The following is an 18,973-nucleotide window of genomic DNA, read 5'->3' on the forward strand; positions in this document are numbered from 1 at the left end:
GCTCTACCGCTCCATCGTCGCTCAACCACTCAGCGGACGGGCTGGACTTCCGGACGAGGGGCCGCCGTCCGGGCGACGGCGAGCTCCCGCGCGGTGGCCATGTCGCTGAAGGGGAGCAGCCGCCCGCGGACGGTCTGGTGCGGTTCGCTGCCCTTGCCCGCGATGAGCACGGTGTCCCCGGGGGCCGCCGCCGACAGGGCGAAGGCGATGGCCTCGCGGCGGTCGGTGAGCCGCTCGAACGGGACCCCGGCCGCGGCGAGGCCGGGCACGATCTGATCGAGGATCGCCTCCGGGTCCTCGTCGCGCGGATTGTCGGAGGTCAGGACGCACAGGTCGGAGTGGCTCCCGGCGATCCTGCCCATGTCGGCCCGTTTCGTGGTGTCCCGGTCGCCGCCGCACCCGAAGACGGTGATCACCCGGCCGCTCGCGTAGCCGCGGATGGTGGCGAGGACCTTGTCCAGGGAGTCGGGGGAGTGGGCGTAGTCCACGATCACCGAGACGCCCTCGGCGGTCTCGAAGCGCTCGAACCGGCCCGGCACGGGCGGCAGTTGGGCGAGCGCGGCGACGAGCGCGTCCAGATCGTGTCCGAGCACGTGGCAGGAGGCGAGCGTCGCGAGGGCGTTGGCCACCGAGTAGCGGCCGGGGAAGGGGATCGACGCGGGGCGGGCGCGCCCCGCGTGATGGAGCACGAACCGCGTGCCCTCGGCGCTCACCACCAGATCGGTGGCCCGGTAGTCCGCCGGGGCGTCGAGCGCGTACGTGGTCACCGCGCCCGGCATCATCGCGCCGATGCCGGCCCCCACCGGGTCGTCGGCGTTGACCACCGCGTGCCGGCACAGGCCCTGGAAGAGCCGGAGCTTGGCGTCGCGGTAGGCGGCCATCGTGCCGTGGTCGTCGAGGTGATCCTGCGTCAGATTGGTGAACACCCCGACGTCGATGAACGTCCGGTCCACCCGGTGCGTCAACAGCGCCATGGAGGTGGCCTCCAGCACCACGCTGCCGGTCGCGCGGTCGCGCATCTGACCCAACAGGTACTGCAGATCGGGTGATTCGGGCGTGGTGAGCACCGACGGCGGCATCGGGATCCGTTGGTCACCGATGCGGCTGCCCGCGGTCCCGATGACGCCGACCTTCGCCCCGGCGGAGAGCCGCAGGGCGGACTCGACCATGTACGAGACGGACGTCTTGCCGTTGGTGCCGGTGACCGCCACCACGTCCATGTGCCGGCCCGGTTCGCCGTAGTACCGGGAGGCCACCACGGCGGCGGTCCGTCGGGTGTCCGCCACGCGTATGGTGCACCCGGCCGCGGACCCCTCCGCGGTCGCGCGGGTCGGGTCCGCCCCTTCGAGGACGACGGCGGCGGCGCCGCGGGCGAACGCGGTGGCCACGGCGCCGGGCCCGCCCTCCCGGTGACCGGGCACCGCGACGAAAAGGGTGCCGGGCCGGACCCGGTCGACGTCGAAGGTCACGCCCGCGGTGACCGCGACCGCACGCGGCTCGCCCCGGAGTACGTGGTGGTCGTGTCCGGCCAACAACTCGTTCAGCTTCACGGTGATCCCTTCGGGGTGGCGCGGCCCGGTCGTGCGGTCGCGGCCGGGCTGCGGCGCCGGCGGGGGCCGGGGCCGTGGTGGTGACGTGGAGCGGAAACGGAGGCGGCCCGACGGGGTCGGGGCGCGGGGAGGTGGGGTGGAGTGGGGTGGGGAGTACGGGGACTCAGGGGGGGCGGCTCTGAAGCGACGAAAGACGCGGGGAGACGGAGAGAGAACCCTGAGGTGGAGAAGGGAAAAACCCTGAGGCGGCGAGAGACCGGACCCGAGGCGTGCGGCGGGCAGAACCGGCGGAGGACCGCAGTGAGAATCGCTAGCCGTGCTCGTGCACGGCGATGCGGCGGGCGCGGGGCGCTCCGCCGACCGGAACGGCAACCGGGCGGCCGGCTCCCGGGCGCGGTTCCGAGGCGGCCCGCGTTCGGCCCTGCCTCGTGGAACCCGTGCGACCCATGGGGCCGAGTGTACGGCTGTCGCGGGGGCCGGCGTCCCCGGGTGCCGGCCGCGCGGTCACGGGGCCGACGGGATACCGGCGCCGACGGGGACGCCCAGCCGCTCGGCGACCGTGGTGAGCGCCGGGCCCAACGGGAGCGAGACCCGGGTGACGGCGTGCTGGTCGCCCCGGGTCGGGTCCTGGTTGACGATCAGCACCGGCGTCCCCGCCGTGGCGGCCTGGCGGACGAACCGGAGGCCCGACATCACCGTCAGCGAGGAGCCGAGGACCAGCAGCGAGGTGGCCCCGCGGACCAGCTCGCGGCAGCGCTCGACCCGCTGCGCGGGGACGGCCTCGCCGAAGAAGACCACGTCCGGCTTGAGGACGCCGCCGCAGACCGTGCAGGGCACCACGTGGAAGTCGCCGACCTGCGCGTCGTCGAGGTCGGCGTCACCGTCGGGGTTGATGCCGGCCGCGACCGGCGAGAAGCCGGGGTTGGCCTCCTCGAGCCGGCGGGCGAGCTCGCGTCGCGGGCTGAAGGTGCCGCAGGTGAGGCAGACGACCCGGTCGAGGCTGCCGTGCAGCTCCACGACGTCCTCGCTGCCGGCGCCCTGGTGCAGGCCGTCCACGTTCTGGGTGATCACGCCGGAGAGGAGTCCGTGCCGCCCGAACGCGGCCACCGCGCGGTGCCCGGCGTTGGGACGGGCGCGGCCGAAGGTGCGCCAGCCGAGGTGACTGCGTGCCCAGTACCGGCGCCGGGCCTGACCGGAGGTGGTGAACTCCTGGTACGTCATCGGGGTGTGCCGGCTGAGGCTCCCGCCCTCGCCCCGGTAGTCGGGGATGCCGGACTCCGTGGAGATCCCGGCGCCACTGAGCACCAGCACGCCGCCCGCACCGAGCGCGTCGGCGACCGGCTCCAGATCCACGGTCGCGGGCGGCAGGTCCTCGGGCGGGGTCCAGCTCAGGGTGGGGCGCATCCGCATGGGCCCCAGGGTACGCAACGCCTGGGCGGCGGGCCGGGACGGTTCGGGGTGCCCCCTCCGGGGCGGGGTGGGGTGCCGCTGCGCCGGGTTGGCGTCGCCTTCGCCTTCGCCTCGTTCCCGGCACCTCACAGGCCGCCCCGTCCGGGCCCGCACCCCGTCCGGGACGGCCCCCGCCGGCCCCCCGGGCTACCCCCGCCGACGCCTCACCGCCTCACGTACCCCACCCCACCCGCCGCGCCCCCGCGCCGGGCAAGCCTCACCCGTTTCCCTCCCGCAGCTGCGTCGCCAATGACGTCAACGGTTCCAGGGCCTCCTGGCGGTCCAGGGAGGAAAGGCGCGTGATCGCCGTGTTCAGGCGGGTCAGGGCCGCCTCCGGGCGGTCCTGGTAGAAGCCCTCCACTGCCGCCGACAGGCGCACGCACTCCGACCACTCGCCGGCGTGGTCCTCGTCCGTGCCCTCGTCCGGGTCGCCCAGCAGCGCGGTCGCCTCCGCCAGGGCGGCCAGCGCGTCCTCGTACCGCTCCGCGTACGTGTAGACCCGGCCGTGTTCGTAGGCCAGAGCCGTCTCCAGGGAGCGGCCGTGCGGTGTGAAGCCGGCCTCGCGGGCCTCGTCCGCGACGCGGGCCGCCGTGGCCAGGTGGGCGAGCGCCCCGTCCAGGCCCTCGGGGCCCTGGGTCTTCACCCTGAGGCGGGCCAGTTCGCGCAGGCAGTTGCTCAGCGGCTCGGGGCGCGGGTCCCTGGCGTGCGCGGTCAGCGCCTGGTCCACCGCCTCCCCGGCCCGCCCGAACTCCCCGGACTCGGCGAGCAGCATCGCCGTCTCCGCCGCGATCATGGCGTGGCTCCCCGGGTCGTCGTCCCACCCCGCCGACTCCGCCGCGAGCGCCACGAACTCCGCCGTGGCGGCCTTCAGGTCCTCCCCGGCGTGCAGCGCGCGGGCGCGGGTCAGGCGCAGCTGGGCGGCGAGCCGGTCGTCCAGCTCGCCCGAGGCGACGTCGGGTTCGGCCAGTACGGAGTCGAGCAGCGCGATGCAGTCCTCCACCCGCCCCAGGTCCAGGCTGAGCCGGGCGGCGTTGCTGTACGTGCAGAACGCCTCGATCCGGCTGCCGTGGCGCAGATCCAGCTCCGCGGAGCGCGTCAGGTGCCGCAGCGCCTCGTCGGGCCTGCCCAGCCGCATGCACGCCTCGGCCAGGTCACTGTGCATACGGGAGGCGTTGCTCCGGTCCTGCGGCCAGTCCGCGGCCAGGCGGAGCCCCTCGGTCAGGTCGGCGTGGGCCGACCGCGCGTCCTGGAGGCCGAGGCGGAGCCGGCCGCGCAGCGCGAGGGCACGGGGCAGGTGCCAGGCGGGGCCGTGCTCCGCCAGGCGTTGGACGAGGGCGTCGTTCTCGGTGAGCGCGGTGGGCAGGTCGCCGGCGAGGGCGTGTGTGGTGACGCGCAGCAACAGCGCGCTGGAGAGCTGTCCCGCGAGGTCGTGCCGGGCGGCGAACGCGCGCAGCCGCTCCGCCTCGGCCAACGTCGGCGCCACGTGCTCCTCGCTCCGCGACGCCTGCAGCCGCAGACCGAACGTGGTCGCCCGCAGCCGCAGCAGACGGCCCTCCTCCTGCGGGGTGAGGCCGGGGACGGTCTCCTCGTGCAGCCGGACGAGGGCCGCGTGCGCATTGGTGAGCGTCGCCACCCTCGCCGCCGTCCCGTCCGGTCCGTCCGCCCCGCCCGATCCGTCTGATCCATCGGCCTTGTTCGGCCCGTCCGCCCCGTCCCGCTCCCCGGGTTCGCCTTCGCCCTCCGCCTCGCCCTTCACCTCGGCCGCCGCGAGCAGCCCGTAGGCGCGGGTGACCGCCGCCCGTCCCGGCTCGCCGGCCTCGTCGTACAGACCCGCCGCCTCGTCGTAGAGCGGCACGGCGGCGGCGTGTTCGTCCTTCTCGTCGATGCGGAACGCCTCGTCGGCCAGCAGGTCCGCGCGCAGCCGTACGAGCGGGCCGACCGCGGGATCGTCGGGGTGGACGTAGTCGTCGGCGGCCACGAGCGTGCGCAGCCGTGCCCAGTACGCGAGCGCGTCCGGGCGGCCCTCGTCGTGCAATGCCCGCGCCCGCAGGACGAGTTCGGCCACCGACGCCGACTCGGACGGCAAGGACTCGGGCGTACGCGCCCTGGCCGCCCCCTCCGCGCCCGCCGTCCCCTCCGCGCCCGCCGTCCCCTCCGCGCCCGCCGTCCCCTCCGCGCCCGCCGTCCCCGCCGCGGCGACCGGCGCCGGCGGCGCCGTCGGAGCCACCTCGTCCAACGTCCGTGTCCGCAGCGTCAGTTCCAGCGCCTCCAGGAGCGGGGCCCGTTCGAGCCGCGCCCGGCGCCGGTCCGCGTGGGCCGTCGTACCGTTGCGGGCGTCGAAGCGCGCCGCGAGGTCGTCCGTGCGGCCCCGCACCTCGGCGCGGAGGCCGGCCGCCGTCCAGGCGCGGCCCGCGAACCCGGCGGCGGGCACCTCGCCGTGGCCGAGCGATTCGACGCGGCGCAGGAGGACTTCGACACCCGTGAGGAAGTCCAGGAGCTCCAGCGGCGAGTCCACCTCGTCGAAGAGGGTCCGGTTCTCGGCGAGGAGTTCGAGGCCGCGCGCCTCGTTGCCGGTCAGGGCGCAGAACTCCAGGTGCCGGCCGACCTCACCGGCCATCGAGGGGTTGCGCCGGCAGCTCCGGTACCCGGCGAGGTGCAGCTCGCGCGCCCGGTCCGTGCGGCCGGTGCGCAACAGGGGCAGCAGCGCGTACGACACCGAGCGGGCCGGCTCCTCCAGGCAGGACGCCTGGCCGGAGAGCACCGACTCCCAGGTGTTCAGCGCCCGTTCGTCGTCGCCCGCGTCGAGGTGGTGGCGGGCCCGCCGGCAGATCTCGCAGGCCTCGCAGTCGCTGAGCGGCGTACGGGTGCGGCCCGCCCACAACTCGTGGGCGAGAGCGGTGTCCTCGCCGACGTGCGCGGCGAGCTCGTACGCCTGGCCGTAGTACGGCTGGAGGCCGAAGCCCGCCTTCTCGTACCGGTCGCGCATCTCCTGGAGCCACTGGCGCAGACTGGCCAGCGGTATCTCGGGCAGCGCGCGCAGCGCGCCCGCCACCCACTTGAACCGCCAGAACAGCGTGGCCCGCGTGCGCTCGTCGAAGGCGTCGGGCCGCTCGTCGAAGAGGGTGAGCAGCCGGGCGAAGACGACGGGGGACTTCCGCGGCTCGGCACCGTAGGTGTACGCCTCGTGGAGTTCCAGAAGCGCCTCGATGAGCGGGGCGGGCTCCGCGAACTGCTCGGCGGCCTCGGCGAGTTCCTCGGCGGTGACGGTACGGGGACGGCCGTAGGGGCGCCGGTCGTTCTCCTGGAGCGCCCGGTACAGCTCGTCCGTGTTCTGCGGGTGGGATGAGGTCGGCATCGTCAGCTGTCCTTGCGGAGGGCGTGGGCGAGGAGGTCGAGGAAGGAGCGGTTGATGAGGCTCGACTCGGCGGGCCTGAGCGGGCGCCGGGACAGCATGACGGCCTGGCCGTAGAGGGCCTCGGCGCTGGTGCGGGCCAGTTCGGGTTCGTCGATGGCGACGGCGGTGCGCACCAGCGGGTTGAGCTGGTTGAGGATCAGCTGGGCGCGCGGCGCCTCCTGGCGCAGCGCGCCGAGGATGTCACCCCACAGGCCGCCCTCCTGCTCGCGGGCGAGCTGGGAGCGGGTGCGCTCGTGCCGCGCCTCGCGGCTGTCGACGAGCAGGGCGGGCGCGGAGGCCGGCTGGAAGGTGCGCAGCGCCACGTCGCAGTCGAAGACGGCGAGGGCGTCGCGGGCGCGGGCGAGATAGGCGGTCGCGGCCAGCTCCGTCTCCCGGTCGACGGGGTCGAGGTGGGCCGTGAGGGTCGCCGGGTCGAGGTCGGCGACGTTGACCTCGGGCCTGATCTCGGGCAGCCGGTGGACGAGGTCGCGGTCGTACGTGTAGCCGCCGTTGACGACGCCGAGTCCGGCGGCCGAGGCGATCGCCGCGACCTGCCGGAACTCCTCCACGCTCGACGTCACGAGCACCGTGCGGTGGGTGCGCGCGAACGCGTCGAGGGTGGTGTGCCCGTCGGTGGTCTCGAACGGCAGCCAGGGCAGCAGCATCCGCAGGATCGCGTCGTCGTGCACCGCGAGCGACTTCACGGCCAGGTGGTGGGCCTGGAGGAAGCGGCCGAGCAGCTCCGGGTCGCTGGCGGCGGCCCGCGCGATCCACGCGCGCAGCCGCTCGGCGAGGGCGTCCCGGACCGCCGCCAGGGTGTCGTCCTCGTACAGCGCCTCGCGGGACGCCGTCGGCCGCAGGCTCTCGGCGTCGACGACACAGCGGACGAAGAACGCCCACTCGGGCAGGATCTCCTCGGCCCGCTCGGACAGGAGCATGCCCTTCACGTGGACGCGGTGGCCGTGCCGGCGCCCGGCCGGCACCGCCTCCGGCAGCACGCACGCGATGCCCTTCAGGCCCACCGCGGACAGGTCGAGCTCGATGGTGTCCAGCGGCGTGAACCCGAAGACCTCCTCGCCGTACGCGGCGAGCGCACGCGCCCGCGCCCCCGGCGTCGGATACGTGACCGCCCAGGGGGCCGGCTCGGAGTTGACCGGCGTGTCGGGACCGCCGGAGCCGTCGCCGAAGGAGACGGGGTGGCGCAGCAGGGACCCGAAGTGCCGTGCCAGGGAGTGCACTTGGCCGGGCTTGGTCCACTCGCCCGCGTCGGCGCGCGGCGTCAGCGTGACGGTCGTGCCGGGCCGGGGGCGGGCGGAGGCGGGCAGGGTGCGGACGGAGTAGCTGCCGTCGCCGCGGCCCCGCCACTCGACGGCGGGCGCGTCGGGGGTGCGGGCGGAGCGGCTCACGACGTGGATCTCGTCCGCGACCAGGAAGCAGGAGAGCAGGCCGATGCCGAACTGGCCGATGAAGTCCGCGCGTTGCTCGGCCACCTGCTCGGCCCGCTTGCTGCTGCGGCCGATGGTGGCGAGGAAGGCGTGCACGTCGGCCTCGGTGAGGCCGACGCCGTCGTCCTCGACGCGGACCACGGCGCCGTCGGCGTACAGCCGGATCCCGAACGCGTCGGCGGGAGCGCCCGGTTCCAGGTTGCGACGGGCGGTCAGCGCGTCCACCGCGTTCTGGAGGAGTTCGCGCAGATAGACGCGGGGGCTGGAGTAGAGGTGGTGGGAGAGGAGGTCGACGAGGCCGCGCAGATCCACCTGGAAGGTGCGGTCGGCGGCGGCCGGGGTCGCTGCGGTGTGGGGCTGAGTCATCGGGCGGTCCGGTGGTGTGAGGGACGACGGGTGGCGGGCGTGGGCCGGGGCGGGCCGGGGTGTGCGGGCCGCGGGCGCCGGCGGGGGCGGTGAGTCGGGAGAGCAGGTAGGGGAACGGCGAGGCCGGGCGGCCTGAATCGGGCGCCGTGGGCGGACCGTGCGTGCGGCCGTCGGGCGGGCCGGCGGACGGAGCATCGGGCGGCGCGGTCGGGCGGCGTGGTCGGGCGGCGCGGTCGAGCGGTTCGCTCAGGTGGCCCGGTCAGGCGGCGCGGCGGTGGCAGGAGGCGAACCGCTTCTCCGGCTCCGCGAAGTACTCCCACGGCCAGCTGACGTAGGCGCCGTCGAGCGCCTGGAAGACGCGCCGGACGGTGTGCCGCTCGTCGGCCAGCGACAGCGCCATGGCGAAGATGTGGAAGTCGTGCTGCCAGCCGAGGCGCCGTACGTAGGCGGGGTGCAGGATGCTGTGGTCCGCCGCCGCCCGCAACTCGCCCTGGATCGCGGGGGTCGTGAGGCAGCCCTCCTCGTCGGACTCGACCCACTCCTCGATGTGCGCCATGGCGAGCACACAGCCGAGCCGGTTCCCCTGTGGGGTGTGGCCGAGCGCGTCACGGGCGAACGCCAGGGCCTGGCCCGGCTCGCCCGCCCACCGCGGCTGCAACTGCGAGAGCCACTCGAGGTGCGTCTCCAGGTCCAGCGGATCGCGGCGCAGGGCCGCGTGGAACCGGGCCACGCTGACGTCCGGGCCCACCGACATGCCGCGCCCCGAGGTGAGCAGACGCTGCCACGGCGTGATCCACTCGGGCCGCAACTCCGCGGCTTCCAGGAGCTGTTCCTCGGCGATGCCCAGCCGCTCGTGGAACACCTGCCACTGCTCGCGCGAGACGTTCGCGGCACGGGCCGCGGTGCGGGCCTCCCAGCCCCAGACGATGTGCCGGGCCCCGGAGATCAGCAGCGCGGTGGCCCGGTGCTCCTTGTCCTCCCGTACGGCCCGCCCGATCCACTCCTGCACGCCGTCCACCTCGGCGAGCGCGCCGAGGACGGCGTGGTCGCGGCCGAGGTCGAAGGGGGCGAGGCCGGTCCTGACCGCCTCCCAGTCGCCGGCGCCCGCCGCCTCCACCAGCGCGAGCACCCGTGTGTCGCCGAGGGCGCGCAGCGGATACGTCCCGTTCTTCCGCCGGCGCGGAACAGGCAGGGCGGTCGGGTCCGCCCCCGGTCTCTCCTCGCCCCTGCCGAACAGCTTGCCGAGCATGCCGCGCCCTCCCCTGGTCCGCGTGATCGATCCGGTGCAGCATAAGCGGCACCAGGGGCAGGGCATCCACAGGGTATTCACGAGTGCTTCACGCGCCCGTCGCCGTGCGCGGTCCGGGAGTGCGCCCGCCCGACCGGTCCACGGACCCGTCGGGCGGACCGGTTCAGCGGCCGGCGCGTCCCCGGACCGCGGCGAGCAGCCCGTCCAGTTCGTCGGTCTTGAGCCGGCGGGCGAGGACGACGTAGAGGACCACGAGCACGACACCTCCCGCCACGAGCGCCGTGGCGGAGCCCAGGACCCCGGTGCCGAGGGTGTCGATGAGGAGGAAGGCGAGGGCGCCGCTCGCGAGGGCCGCCGGCAGCGAGGCGGCGACCAGACGGGCGTACGTCCGCACGACGCGGGCCCCGTCCAGGTCGCCGCCGAGCCGGGCCCGCATCCGGCGCCAGGCCACCACGACTCCCACGGCGAAGGCCAGCCCGTACGAGGCCGCCATCCCGACGACGGCCCAGCGCGCGGGCAGCACGACGAAGGAGAGGGCGGCGCCCACCGCGTTCACCAGGGCCACGACGACCGTGTTGGCGAAGGGCGTTCGGGTGTCCTCGAAGGCGTAGAAGCCGCGCAGCACCACGTACTGCACGGAGTACGGGATCAGGCCGAGGCCGAACGCCATCAGGATGTAGCCGATGTTGCGCGCGCCGCTGCCCGCGGTCGCGAACATCAGCGTGGCCATGGGCACGCCCAACGCCAGGAAGGCGAAGGCGAAGGGCACGATGGCGACGGCGGAGGTGCGCAGCCCGTAGGAGAGGTCGGCGCGCACGGCGCCGGTGTCCCCGTCGCCCGCGGCGCGGGCGATCCGCGGCAGCGCCGCCGTCATCAGGGACACGGTGATGATCGCCTGCGGCATCTGCCACAGCTGCAGGGCGACGTTGCCCGTGCCGGGGTGCCCCTGTTTCTCGGCGATCGGCCCCGCCCAGGTGGCGAGTTGGGTGACGACGATCAGACCCAGCTGGTTGGTGAGGACGAACAGGAGGGTCCACTTGGCGAGGCCGAACGCCTGCCCGAGACCGTGCCCCCGCCAGTCGAACCGGAGCCTGAGGCGGACCCCCGCCGCGCGGACGTACGGCACCATGGCGAGGGCCTGGACCACGAGGCCGAGGAGCGTGCCGAGCCCCAGCAGCCGCACGCCCTGCGGCGTGATGCTGCCGGCGTCGACGCGGGAGTCGGAGAACGGGCCGAAGGCCCAGATGAACGCGGTGAACGACGCGATGGCCGGACGGGGCAGAACGTACGGGCGTCAGGACGCGGCTGCGTGGTCGCGTGCGGTCGCGGGCCCCCGGTCCGGGCGGGGCAGGCGGCGCGGGCCGATGAGCGCGACCGTCGTGAGCGCGGCGACGACCGCGAGCGCCGCGGACACGGCCATCACGGCCCGGGCGCCGTCGGCGACGGCACGCCCGTCCGCGCCGCCGTACCGGGCGAACACCGCGCCCAGCGCCGCGGTCCCGACACCGGCGCCCAGAGAGGCCAGGGTGGAGATCGTGCCGGCGACCATGCCCACCCGGTCGGGTGCGGTCACCCGCACCGCGACGGCCATGACGGGCGCCCCGGCCACCCCGCCGCCCGCGCCCCAGGCCAGCAGTGGGGCGATCAGTGCCCACCACGGGGTGCCCGGCGTGATCAGCGGCGCGAGGGCCAGGAGCCCGACCGCCTTGAGGGCGTAGCCCGCCGCGATCACCAGGCCGGGTGCCCACCGCCCGACGAGCCGGGAGCCGACCATGCCCATGACGATCTGGGCCAGTAAGATCGGGGTCATCAGCAGACCCGCCGCGGTCGGGCCGAGCCGCAGGCCGTCCGAGAAGTACAGCACCAGGTAGACCGAGCCGCCGATGGTGAGGACGCGGGAGAGCAGGACGGCCAGCATCGCGCCGCAGAACGCGGGGGCACGGAACATGCCCAGCTCCAACGTCGGTGCCGGAACCCGGAGTTGCACGGCCAGGAAGGCGGCGAGCGCGAGGGAGGCGACGGCGAGCGCCGCGGTGTCCTGACCGCGCCAGGGTGTGTCGCCGGGGCGCAGCATCAGCAGGGTCGCCGCGCCGAGACCGAGCATGAGCAACAGGCTTCCCCGCCAGTCCGGCCGCACCGTCCCTGTCCCCGTCGGGCCCGAAGCCACCGGAGGGCGCGGCAGAACGCGTACCGCCAGGATCCAGGCCAGCGCTCCCAGCGGGAGGTTGAGGGCGAAGACCGCGCGCCAGCCGAAGGCGTCGATCAGCAAGCCGCCGAGGGCCGGGGCGAGAAGGCCGGCCGCCGTCGCGAACGAACCCCAGGCGCCGATCGCGAGATCCCGCTCCGCGCCCGAGTAGCGGCCCACCAGGAGCGGGATGCCGTTGGCCATGACCGCCGCGGCCCCCGCCCCCTGGGCCACGCGCGCCGCGTTCAGCCAGAGCAGGTCCGGCGCCACGGTCGCCGCCAGCGAGGCCAGCGTGAACACCGCGACCCCGGCGAGGAACAGCGGACGCCGCCCCCACCGGTCCGAGAGGCTGCCCACCACCTGCGTGAGCGCTCCCATCACGACCATGTATGTGACCACCACCGACTCCGCGGAGGCCCCGTCCGCCAGCTCGGCACTGATGGACGGAAGGCCGATGGCCACGATCGTGAGGTCCACGACCACCAGCCCGGTGGAGGCCATCACGAGGACCAGGACCCCGCTGAGTGGCGGTAAGTGACGGGTTTTCTCGGCCATGCGGTGGCTCGACCTCCGGACGTCGACGGGTGCGTGCGGACAGCCTGCAAGCATCCGGCCACTAAAGTCAACGTGTGTGAAGTTCAAGCGATGGGCCGTACGCGGACGGCGCGGGCGGGGCCGTAAGCTGACGCCATGCCTGCCGCCTCCCGACGTCGCCCCGTCACGCGCAAGGGCCGCCCGGTCCTCACCCGCGAGAGCATCGCCGCCAAGGCGCTGGACATGGCGGGCGAACAGGGCTTCGGCGCCGTCACGATGCGCGCCCTCGCGGCCGAACTCGGCGTCACCGTACGGGCGTTGTACAACTACGTCGCCGACCGCGACGAGGTCGTCGACCTCGCCGTCGGCCGCATGCTCGACTCCTGGACCGTGCCACCGCTGCACGCCGCGACCTGGGAGACGTCCGTCGCCGACTACGCCCGTTCGCTGCGCGAGCTGTACCGGCGCCGGCCCCGCGCCCTCCTGGTCTCCCTCGACGAACCGGCGCCCCCCGCCTCCGTCCACCCCCACCGCCTGCTCCACGTCGACCGGTTCCTCCAACTCCTGCACGACGTCGGCCTGGACCTGCCCGCCGCGGTGGACGCGCACCGGCACCTCTCGCTGCTCGTCCTGTCCTTCGCCCTCACCGTCGACTTCCCGGCCGGCCGCGCCGGAGCCGGCGGCGGCACACTCGTCCCCGACGCCTGGCTCGCGGACCACGCCGACCTCGACCTCCCGATGCTGCGGAGGGCCGCCGCCCTGCCGCAGCCCTCAGCCGACGATCAGTTCGACCGGCTCGTCTCCGCCGTCGTGGCGCGGATCCGCGCCGGGCTCGACGCCGTGTGACACCTCAACGAACACGTCCCGGGCGTCGGTTTCCCCGACGCCGTGTCCACGCGGCACGAGATGTCCGAGATCGTCCGGCAGTACCGCGAGGCGGGCGGGGACGGGCCGTGTTACGCGGAGGTGCCGATGGCCTGGGCGCCGGACGAGCACACCGGCGCGGAGGGCGCCCTGGAGACCTCGCGCTGGGCGCCGACCGGCTGGAAGGTGCAGAACGCCGGGCCCGACCCCGCCGGTTTCATCGACTTCTACCGGAGCGAACTCGACGGGCGCATGCGGGCGCTGCGGCCGGGGGACGGGCGGGGCTGACCACCCGGTGCCGGCCCGGCTCGCATGGTGGCGGCGCGGCGGGCGCGGCGCTCAGCCCGCCGCGTTGTCGACGCGCAGCCGCACCTGTTCCTCCAGCCGCTCCAGGCTCCTTTCGAGGGCGGTGTGCACGGCCTGCTCGCCCGGGTCGTGCGCCTCCTCGAAGAACGACAGGTGCACCGTGACCTCACTGGTGCCGCCGTCCAGCCCCGCGACCTGCAGCCAGCCCGTGTAGCCGCCCTGTTCGCGCGTGCCCCATTCGAGCCGCATCTGCTCGGGTCGGGCGCGCAGCAGGGCGGACACGTCCTGGTCGGTGCGGTCCTCGTGCACGGTGACGGCGGGCGGCTCCCCGGCGTCCACGTGCAGCTCCCGCGGCAGCCAGTCGTCCATCCGGGCGACGTCGGAGGCCTGGTCGAAGACGTGCTCCGGCAGGGCGGGCATCGTGCGCGAACGCTCGTACTCGGTCATCGGGACACCGTTTCCTCGGCTCGGGACGTACGGGACAACGCATGCCCGGACCTCCGGACGGGAAGCCGCGATGCGACAAATCCACCCGATTGCGCGCGGGGGCGGCGCCGGGCCAGGACGGGCGCCGGGTCTTCACGTCACGCGCGGGGACCGAGATCCGGGGCCGCGCGCATGGAAGCGGAACGCCGCGCGGCGCCACCCTCCGTACAGCCGAGCGACATGATCGCCCGATCGTGACTTCCGCCCACCCCGGGCTCGGCGCGTCCCGATGCTGGAAGGACGAGGCGCCCGACCGGCGTCGAGGGACGTGCTGGGGGTGGGGAGCGTCATGACACGGGAAACCGGAGCGGGCGGAGCCGGGAGCGCCGGAGCGGGCGGCGCGGGCAGAAGCGGAACCCTGCGGGGCGGGGGTCTGGACGAGCGGATGGTCCTGCTTGCGGCGGGGCTGGCCGATCTGGCGGTGAGCACGGCGGGGTCGGTGCTCGGGACCTTACGCGGGCTGACGCGGCGCTCGGACGCCGCGGAGCTGGCGGCCGACGCCGAGCACGACCTGCTCGCCCGCGGACGCCTGGCCCTGGACCGGTACGCGGCCGCGCCCCCAACCCACCTGGAGATCCTCGCCCGGCAGGCCATGGCCCGGCGGGCCGCCGATGACGTCTGAGCGATGGGAGCCGGCCGCCTTCAAGGCACGCGTCGACGCGGTGCTCCAGCCGTTCGTCGCCGAGGAGGGCGACCGCTTCGCGGCCGTCGACCCGGCCCTCGAACCGGTGGCGGCGCAGCTGGGCGCGGCGGTCGCGGACGGCAAGCGCCTGCGGGCGGCCTTCTGTTACTGGGGCTGGCGGGCGGCGGAGCAGCCCGACAGCGACGCGCTGGTGCGGGCCGCGGCCTCCATGGAGCTCGTGCACGCCGCCGCGGTCGTGCACGACGACCTCATCGACGACAGCGCGCGGCGGCACGGCAGGCCCACCGCGCACGTGGCCCTGCGCGGCGCGGTACGCGGCAGACCGCGCGCCGTCGCCGCCGCCAGATCCCTCGCGATGCTGGTGGGGGACCTGCTGATGGGGATGGCCGGTCAGCTGTTCACCACCAGCGGCCTGCCCGCCGCGTATCTGGCCCGGGCCCGCCCGCTGTGGGCCGTGCTGGCCCGCGAGCTGATCGCCGGTGAGTGCCTGGAGATCCTCCGTACCGGTGCCGAGCCGGACACCGCCGCGTCGCTCAAGGTCATCCGCTACAAGACCGCCAAGTACACCGTCGAACAGCCGCTGCTGATCGGCGGCGCCCTGGCGGGTGCCTGCGGGCGGCTGCGCGCGGGGTACTCCGGCTACGGTCTCGCGCTCGGCGAGGCCTTCCAGCTCCGGGACGACCTGCTCGGCCTGTTCGGGGACCCGGACCGCACGGGCAAGGCCAACGCCGACGACGTGCGCGGCCACCGGCCGACGGCCCTGCTGGCCGAGACGTGGCGCCTGGCCGGTGACGACGACCGCGCACGGCTCGGCGCACTGCTCGGCCGGCGCGATCCGGACGGGGAAGGCCTGCGGGAGGTGCGCGAGGTGATGCGGCGGCTCGGGACGCCCGACCGCGTCGAGGCCATGATCGCCGCGCGCGTGGAGGAAGCCCTCGACGCACTCCACGAGCTGAACCTGCCCCCGCACGCGGCCACCGCGCTGACCGCGCTGGCGCACTCGGCGGCGGCGCGGGCGTCCTGACGGTCCGCGGGGCCCGGTCCGGCCCCGCGTATGCCCCGCGTTCGCCCCGCATGCGCCGCCCCATCCCGTACGAGACGAGGAGCCCTGCCATGACCCGCTGCACCGACGCATCGATGGACGCCCTCAGGACCGCCGGTGACGAGCTCGCCGACGCCACCGTCGCCACCCTCTTCGCGCGCGGGGAGGTCGGGAAGTTCAACACCCTGATGCGGTACGTCTCCACGGTCGGCGCGCCGCTCCCGGAGGGCCTGCCGGACGTCGCCCGCGAGTACCTGCGGACCACCGCCGCGCCGCCGGACTGGGTGGACTGGGGCGAGATGGAGAAGGCCCGGCTGTTCTTCATCGACAACAACGTGCACATCTCCACCGCCCTCTCCTTCGCCTCCATGCCGGCCTGCTACGTCGTCCCGCACGTGGCGAAGCTCCTGTCGGCCACCCACGGGCTGAAGTACCCCTCCAAGCGGATGGCGGAGACCGGGCAGTTCACCGTCCATCTGATGCGGCCGGACGCCTTCGAGGCGGGCAGCCGCTTCATCCCCGCCGCCCAGAAGGTCCGCCTCCTGCACGCCTCCATCCGCCACCACCTGAAGCGGGAAGGCCTCTGGGACACCGAAACCCTGGGGGTGCCGATCTGCCAGGAGGACATGATCGGCGGGCAGATGTTCTTCTCGATGTTGGTCCTGGACAGCCTGCACCGGCTCGGCATCCACATGTCCGACGAGGGCGCGAACGCGTACTACTACGCGTGGCGCGTGGTCGGCGCCATGCTCGGCGTCGACCAGGACGCCGTGCCCAAGTCCCTGGACGAGGCACGGCAGTTCCTGGACCTCTACATGGTGCGGCACATGGGCCCCTCCGAAGAGGGCGCGCATCTGACCCGACAGCTCATCGATCTCTACGAGGAGGTGGTGCCCGGCACCTTCTTCGACCCGATCGTCTCCGCGCTCATCCGCCACCTCACCGGCGACACCTGCGCCGACTGGCTGGAGGTGCCCCGCACCTCGTGGGACACGGTCGTCAAGGCGGTGCCGCACCTCCTCGGCGTCCTGGAGACCATCGAGGACCGCTCCCCGCTCGGCGCCTGGGCCCTGGACCGCATCGGCCACCTCACCGCCGTCCTCGAACTGTCCTCGCTGACCCGGGGACGCGTCATGCACTACGCCATCCCCGAACAGCTGAAGACGGAGTACGGGCTCGCGCACACGGTGCCGCCGGGGCGCCGCTGGACGCCCCCGGCGCCGAGCGTCCCCTCGTGACTCTGTCACCCCGTCACCCCGTCCCTCACCGGCCGGTGGACGAGAATGAGAGCGTGACCGACCCGACCCAGGACCCCCGCTTCCTCCAGGACCCCTATCCCGCGTACGCCGCGATGAGGTCCGCCTGCCCGGTGCAGCGCGTACCCGCCGGCCCGGGAGGGCGGCACGCCTACGTGGTCACCGGATACGCCGAGGCCAGGGAGGCCCTCGCCGACGCCCGGCTGTCGAAGGACACCGCCGTCTTCTTCGCGGACAAGGGGTCACGGCGCCGGCTGCACCCCGCGGTCGCCCACCACATGCTGGCCACCGACCCGCCCGAACACACGCGGCTGCGGGGGCTGGTGACCAAGGCGTTCACGACGGGGGCCGTGCGGAAACTGCGCCCCTTCATCACTGCCGTCACCGACGATCTGCTGGGCCGGTGGGACGCCGGAGAGCCGTTCGACTTCGTGGCCGGTCTGGCGGTGCCGCTGCCCGTCGTCGTCATCTGCGAGCTGCTCGGCGTTCCGGAGGCGGACCGGTCCCGGGTGCGGCGCTGGTCCGCCGAGCTGTTCACGGCGGGGGCGCCGGACGTCATCGACGCGGCGTCGCACTCCCTGGCCGACTACATGACGGACCTCATCGCCGCCAAGCGCTGCGGCCCCGGCGGCTCGCTCCTCGACGGGCTCATCGCGGCCCGGGACGGCGACGACCGCCTGAGCGAGCGGGAACTGGTCTCCCTGGCGGTCCTGTTGCTCGTGGCCGGACACGAGACGACCACCAACTTCCTCGGCAACGCCCTCCTCGCGCTGCTCCGCCGCCCCGCCGACCTGGCCCGCCTCAGGGAGGACCCGGACTCCGTCCCCGCCGTCCTGGACGAACTGCTCCGGTTCGACGCCCCCGTGAGCACGGCCACCTTCCGCTTCACCACGGAGCCCGTCACGCTGGGCGGCACGGAGATCCCGGCCGGCGCCCCGGTCCAGATCGCCCTGGGGGCGGCCAACCGCGACCCGGCGCGCTTCCCGGCACCGGACCACCTCGACCTGGACCGGGACGCCGCCGCCCACCTGGGCTTCGGCCACGGCATCCACCGCTGCGTGGGCGCTCCGCTGGCCAAGGCGGAGGCGGAGATCGCGCTGAGAGCGGTGCTGACCCGCTTCCCGGCCGTCCGCCTCGCGACCCCGCCGGACCGCCTGACCTGGCGCCACACCCGCCTGGTCCGCGGCCTGACGACGCTTCCCCTGCGGGCGTGACACCACGTCAGTTCTCCGCGTCCTGACGGGCAGGACCATCAACGAGGTCTACGCGGTGGTGGCGATGCCGCCGTCGACCGGGATCACGGCACCGGTCAGGTATGCGCCCGCCCGGCCGGCGAGGAACACGGCGACACCCGCCATGTCGTCGTCGCGGCCGATCCGCCGCAGTGGGGCCGACGCCGCGATCGCCTCGCCGAACTCGTCGAGGGTCGCCGCCATCATTGTCGACGGGAACGGTCCCGGCGCCACGGCGTTCACGGTGACGTGCTGCGGCCCCAGCTCCCTGGCGAGCACTCTGGTGAGGTGGTGCAGCGCGGCCTTGCTGCTGGAGTACGAGTAGTTGGGCCGGTGGGGGATGTGGAGGGCGGCGATGCTGCCGATGTTGATGATCCGCGCGGGATCGTCGGCGGTGCCCGCCCTGCGAAGCGCGGGCAGCAGCGCCTGGACCAGCCAGAACGGCGACTTCAGGTTGAGGTCGACGACCGTGTCCCAGGCCGCGTCCGGGAACGTCTCCAGCGGCTCGTCCCACATGGTGCCCGCGTTGTTGACGAGGATGTCGAGGCGCTCCGAGTCGGCGGTGACGAGGTCGGACAGGCGCCGGCACTCGTCGTGACGGGAGAGGTCGGCGGGGATGGCCCGCACCTCGCCGAATTCGGCCAGCTGTTCCTGCGCCAGAGCGCACGCTTCCGCGGTGCGTGCGCTGATGACCACGCGAGCGCCCGCCTGGAGCAGGCCACGCGCGATCATCATTCCGATGCCTCGCGTACCACCGGTGACGAGTGCGCGCTTTCCGCGCAGATCGAAGAGTGCTGCATGCGTGGTGAACGGGGTCTCTACCATGTGGCGCCTTTCCAATGGGGTGTGCGGGACTGGGGCATACGGGACCACGCGTCGACGCGTCGACACGTTGGGGGTGTTGGGGTGCGGTTATTCGGTGAGCTGTCGCAACGCTATGGCCCTGGAGCGCGCTCCAGGCAATGCGGGGCG

13 protein-coding genes and 2 pseudogenes are annotated in these 18,973 nt (G+C 74.3%); 6 read left to right on the forward strand and 9 right to left on the reverse strand.

Features of this window, described 5'->3' with window-relative positions:
- Positions 1-29: 29 nt before the first annotated feature.
- The 7 genes and pseudogenes from ACZ6B8_RS09205 to ACZ6B8_RS09235 all read right to left on the reverse strand — a co-directional run bounded on the left by ACZ6B8_RS09205 (position 30) and on the right by ACZ6B8_RS09235 (position 12,193).
- A complete protein-coding gene (locus tag ACZ6B8_RS09205) occupies positions 30-1,550 on the reverse strand; it encodes a UDP-N-acetylmuramoyl-L-alanyl-D-glutamate--2,6-diaminopimelate ligase (protein ID WP_471606780.1) in 1,521 nt (506 codons plus the stop codon).
- Positions 1,551-2,054: 504 nt separating this feature from the next.
- The gene (locus ACZ6B8_RS09210; protein ID WP_471606781.1) at positions 2,055-2,960 is read right to left on the reverse strand and encodes an NAD-dependent protein deacetylase; all 906 of its coding nucleotides are present in this window, start codon (positions 2,958-2,960) and stop codon (positions 2,055-2,057) included.
- Positions 2,961-3,216: 256 nt separating this feature from the next.
- Positions 3,217-6,354, reverse strand: a complete 3,138-nt coding sequence (locus tag ACZ6B8_RS09215) for a hypothetical protein (RefSeq protein WP_471606782.1) — start codon at positions 6,352-6,354, stop codon at positions 3,217-3,219.
- A 2-nt stretch (positions 6,355-6,356) separates the two neighbouring features.
- Positions 6,357-8,204 (reverse strand): HSP90 family protein, encoded by a 1,848-nt coding sequence (locus ACZ6B8_RS09220; protein WP_471606783.1) that lies wholly within the window; start codon positions 8,202-8,204, stop codon positions 6,357-6,359.
- A gap of 259 nt (positions 8,205-8,463) precedes the next feature.
- The gene (locus ACZ6B8_RS09225) at positions 8,464-9,453 is read right to left on the reverse strand and encodes a hypothetical protein (RefSeq protein WP_471606784.1); all 990 of its coding nucleotides are present in this window, start codon (positions 9,451-9,453) and stop codon (positions 8,464-8,466) included.
- Positions 9,454-9,616: 163 nt separating this feature from the next.
- Positions 9,617-10,720, reverse strand: a pseudogene (gene murJ / locus ACZ6B8_RS09230) (murein biosynthesis integral membrane protein MurJ); the annotation flags it as partial.
- A 27-nt stretch (positions 10,721-10,747) separates the two neighbouring features.
- Positions 10,748-12,193, reverse strand: coding sequence for an MFS transporter (locus ACZ6B8_RS09235; RefSeq protein ID WP_471606785.1), 1,446 nt, complete (start codon positions 12,191-12,193; stop codon positions 10,748-10,750).
- 135 nt (positions 12,194-12,328) lie between these two features.
- Here ACZ6B8_RS09235 and ACZ6B8_RS09240 point away from each other — a divergent pair, with 135 nt between their 5' ends.
- Together ACZ6B8_RS09240 and ACZ6B8_RS09245 are read left to right on the forward strand one after the other, a co-directional pair.
- Positions 12,329-13,018, forward strand: a complete 690-nt coding sequence (locus ACZ6B8_RS09240; protein ID WP_471077982.1) for a TetR/AcrR family transcriptional regulator — start codon at positions 12,329-12,331, stop codon at positions 13,016-13,018.
- A gap of 36 nt (positions 13,019-13,054) precedes the next feature.
- Positions 13,055-13,324, forward strand: a pseudogene (locus ACZ6B8_RS09245) (LLM class F420-dependent oxidoreductase); the annotation flags it as partial.
- A 51-nt stretch (positions 13,325-13,375) separates the two neighbouring features.
- Here ACZ6B8_RS09245 and ACZ6B8_RS09250 read toward each other — a convergent pair.
- On the reverse strand, positions 13,376-13,789 hold the full coding sequence (locus ACZ6B8_RS09250; RefSeq protein WP_471606786.1) for an SRPBCC family protein: 414 nt from the start codon (positions 13,787-13,789) through the stop codon (positions 13,376-13,378).
- A gap of 424 nt (positions 13,790-14,213) precedes the next feature.
- Here ACZ6B8_RS09250 and ACZ6B8_RS09255 point away from each other — a divergent pair, with 424 nt between their 5' ends.
- The 4 genes from ACZ6B8_RS09255 (at position 14,214) to ACZ6B8_RS09270 (ending at position 17,983) form a co-directional block, all read left to right on the forward strand.
- The gene (locus ACZ6B8_RS09255) at positions 14,214-14,450 is read left to right on the forward strand and encodes a polyprenyl synthetase (RefSeq protein ID WP_471607180.1); all 237 of its coding nucleotides are present in this window, start codon (positions 14,214-14,216) and stop codon (positions 14,448-14,450) included.
- A complete protein-coding gene (locus ACZ6B8_RS09260; RefSeq protein ID WP_471606787.1) occupies positions 14,440-15,495 on the forward strand; it encodes a polyprenyl synthetase family protein in 1,056 nt (351 codons plus the stop codon). The genes ACZ6B8_RS09255 and ACZ6B8_RS09260 overlap by 11 nt, the downstream gene beginning before the upstream one ends.
- A gap of 89 nt (positions 15,496-15,584) precedes the next feature.
- A complete protein-coding gene (locus ACZ6B8_RS09265) occupies positions 15,585-16,751 on the forward strand; it encodes an oxygenase MpaB family protein (protein ID WP_471606788.1) in 1,167 nt (388 codons plus the stop codon).
- A 53-nt stretch (positions 16,752-16,804) separates the two neighbouring features.
- Positions 16,805-17,983, forward strand: a complete 1,179-nt coding sequence (locus ACZ6B8_RS09270) for a cytochrome P450 family protein (protein ID WP_471606789.1) — start codon at positions 16,805-16,807, stop codon at positions 17,981-17,983.
- 48 nt (positions 17,984-18,031) lie between these two features.
- Here ACZ6B8_RS09270 and ACZ6B8_RS09275 read toward each other — a convergent pair whose 3' ends face one another.
- Positions 18,032-18,826 carry an SDR family oxidoreductase gene (locus tag ACZ6B8_RS09275; RefSeq protein WP_471606790.1) on the reverse strand — a complete coding sequence of 265 codons (795 nt, stop codon included), beginning with the start codon at positions 18,824-18,826 and terminating at the stop codon, positions 18,032-18,034.
- Positions 18,827-18,973 lie beyond the last annotated feature (147 nt).

This window comes from Streptomyces sp. NPDC041122 (assembly GCF_055592445.1).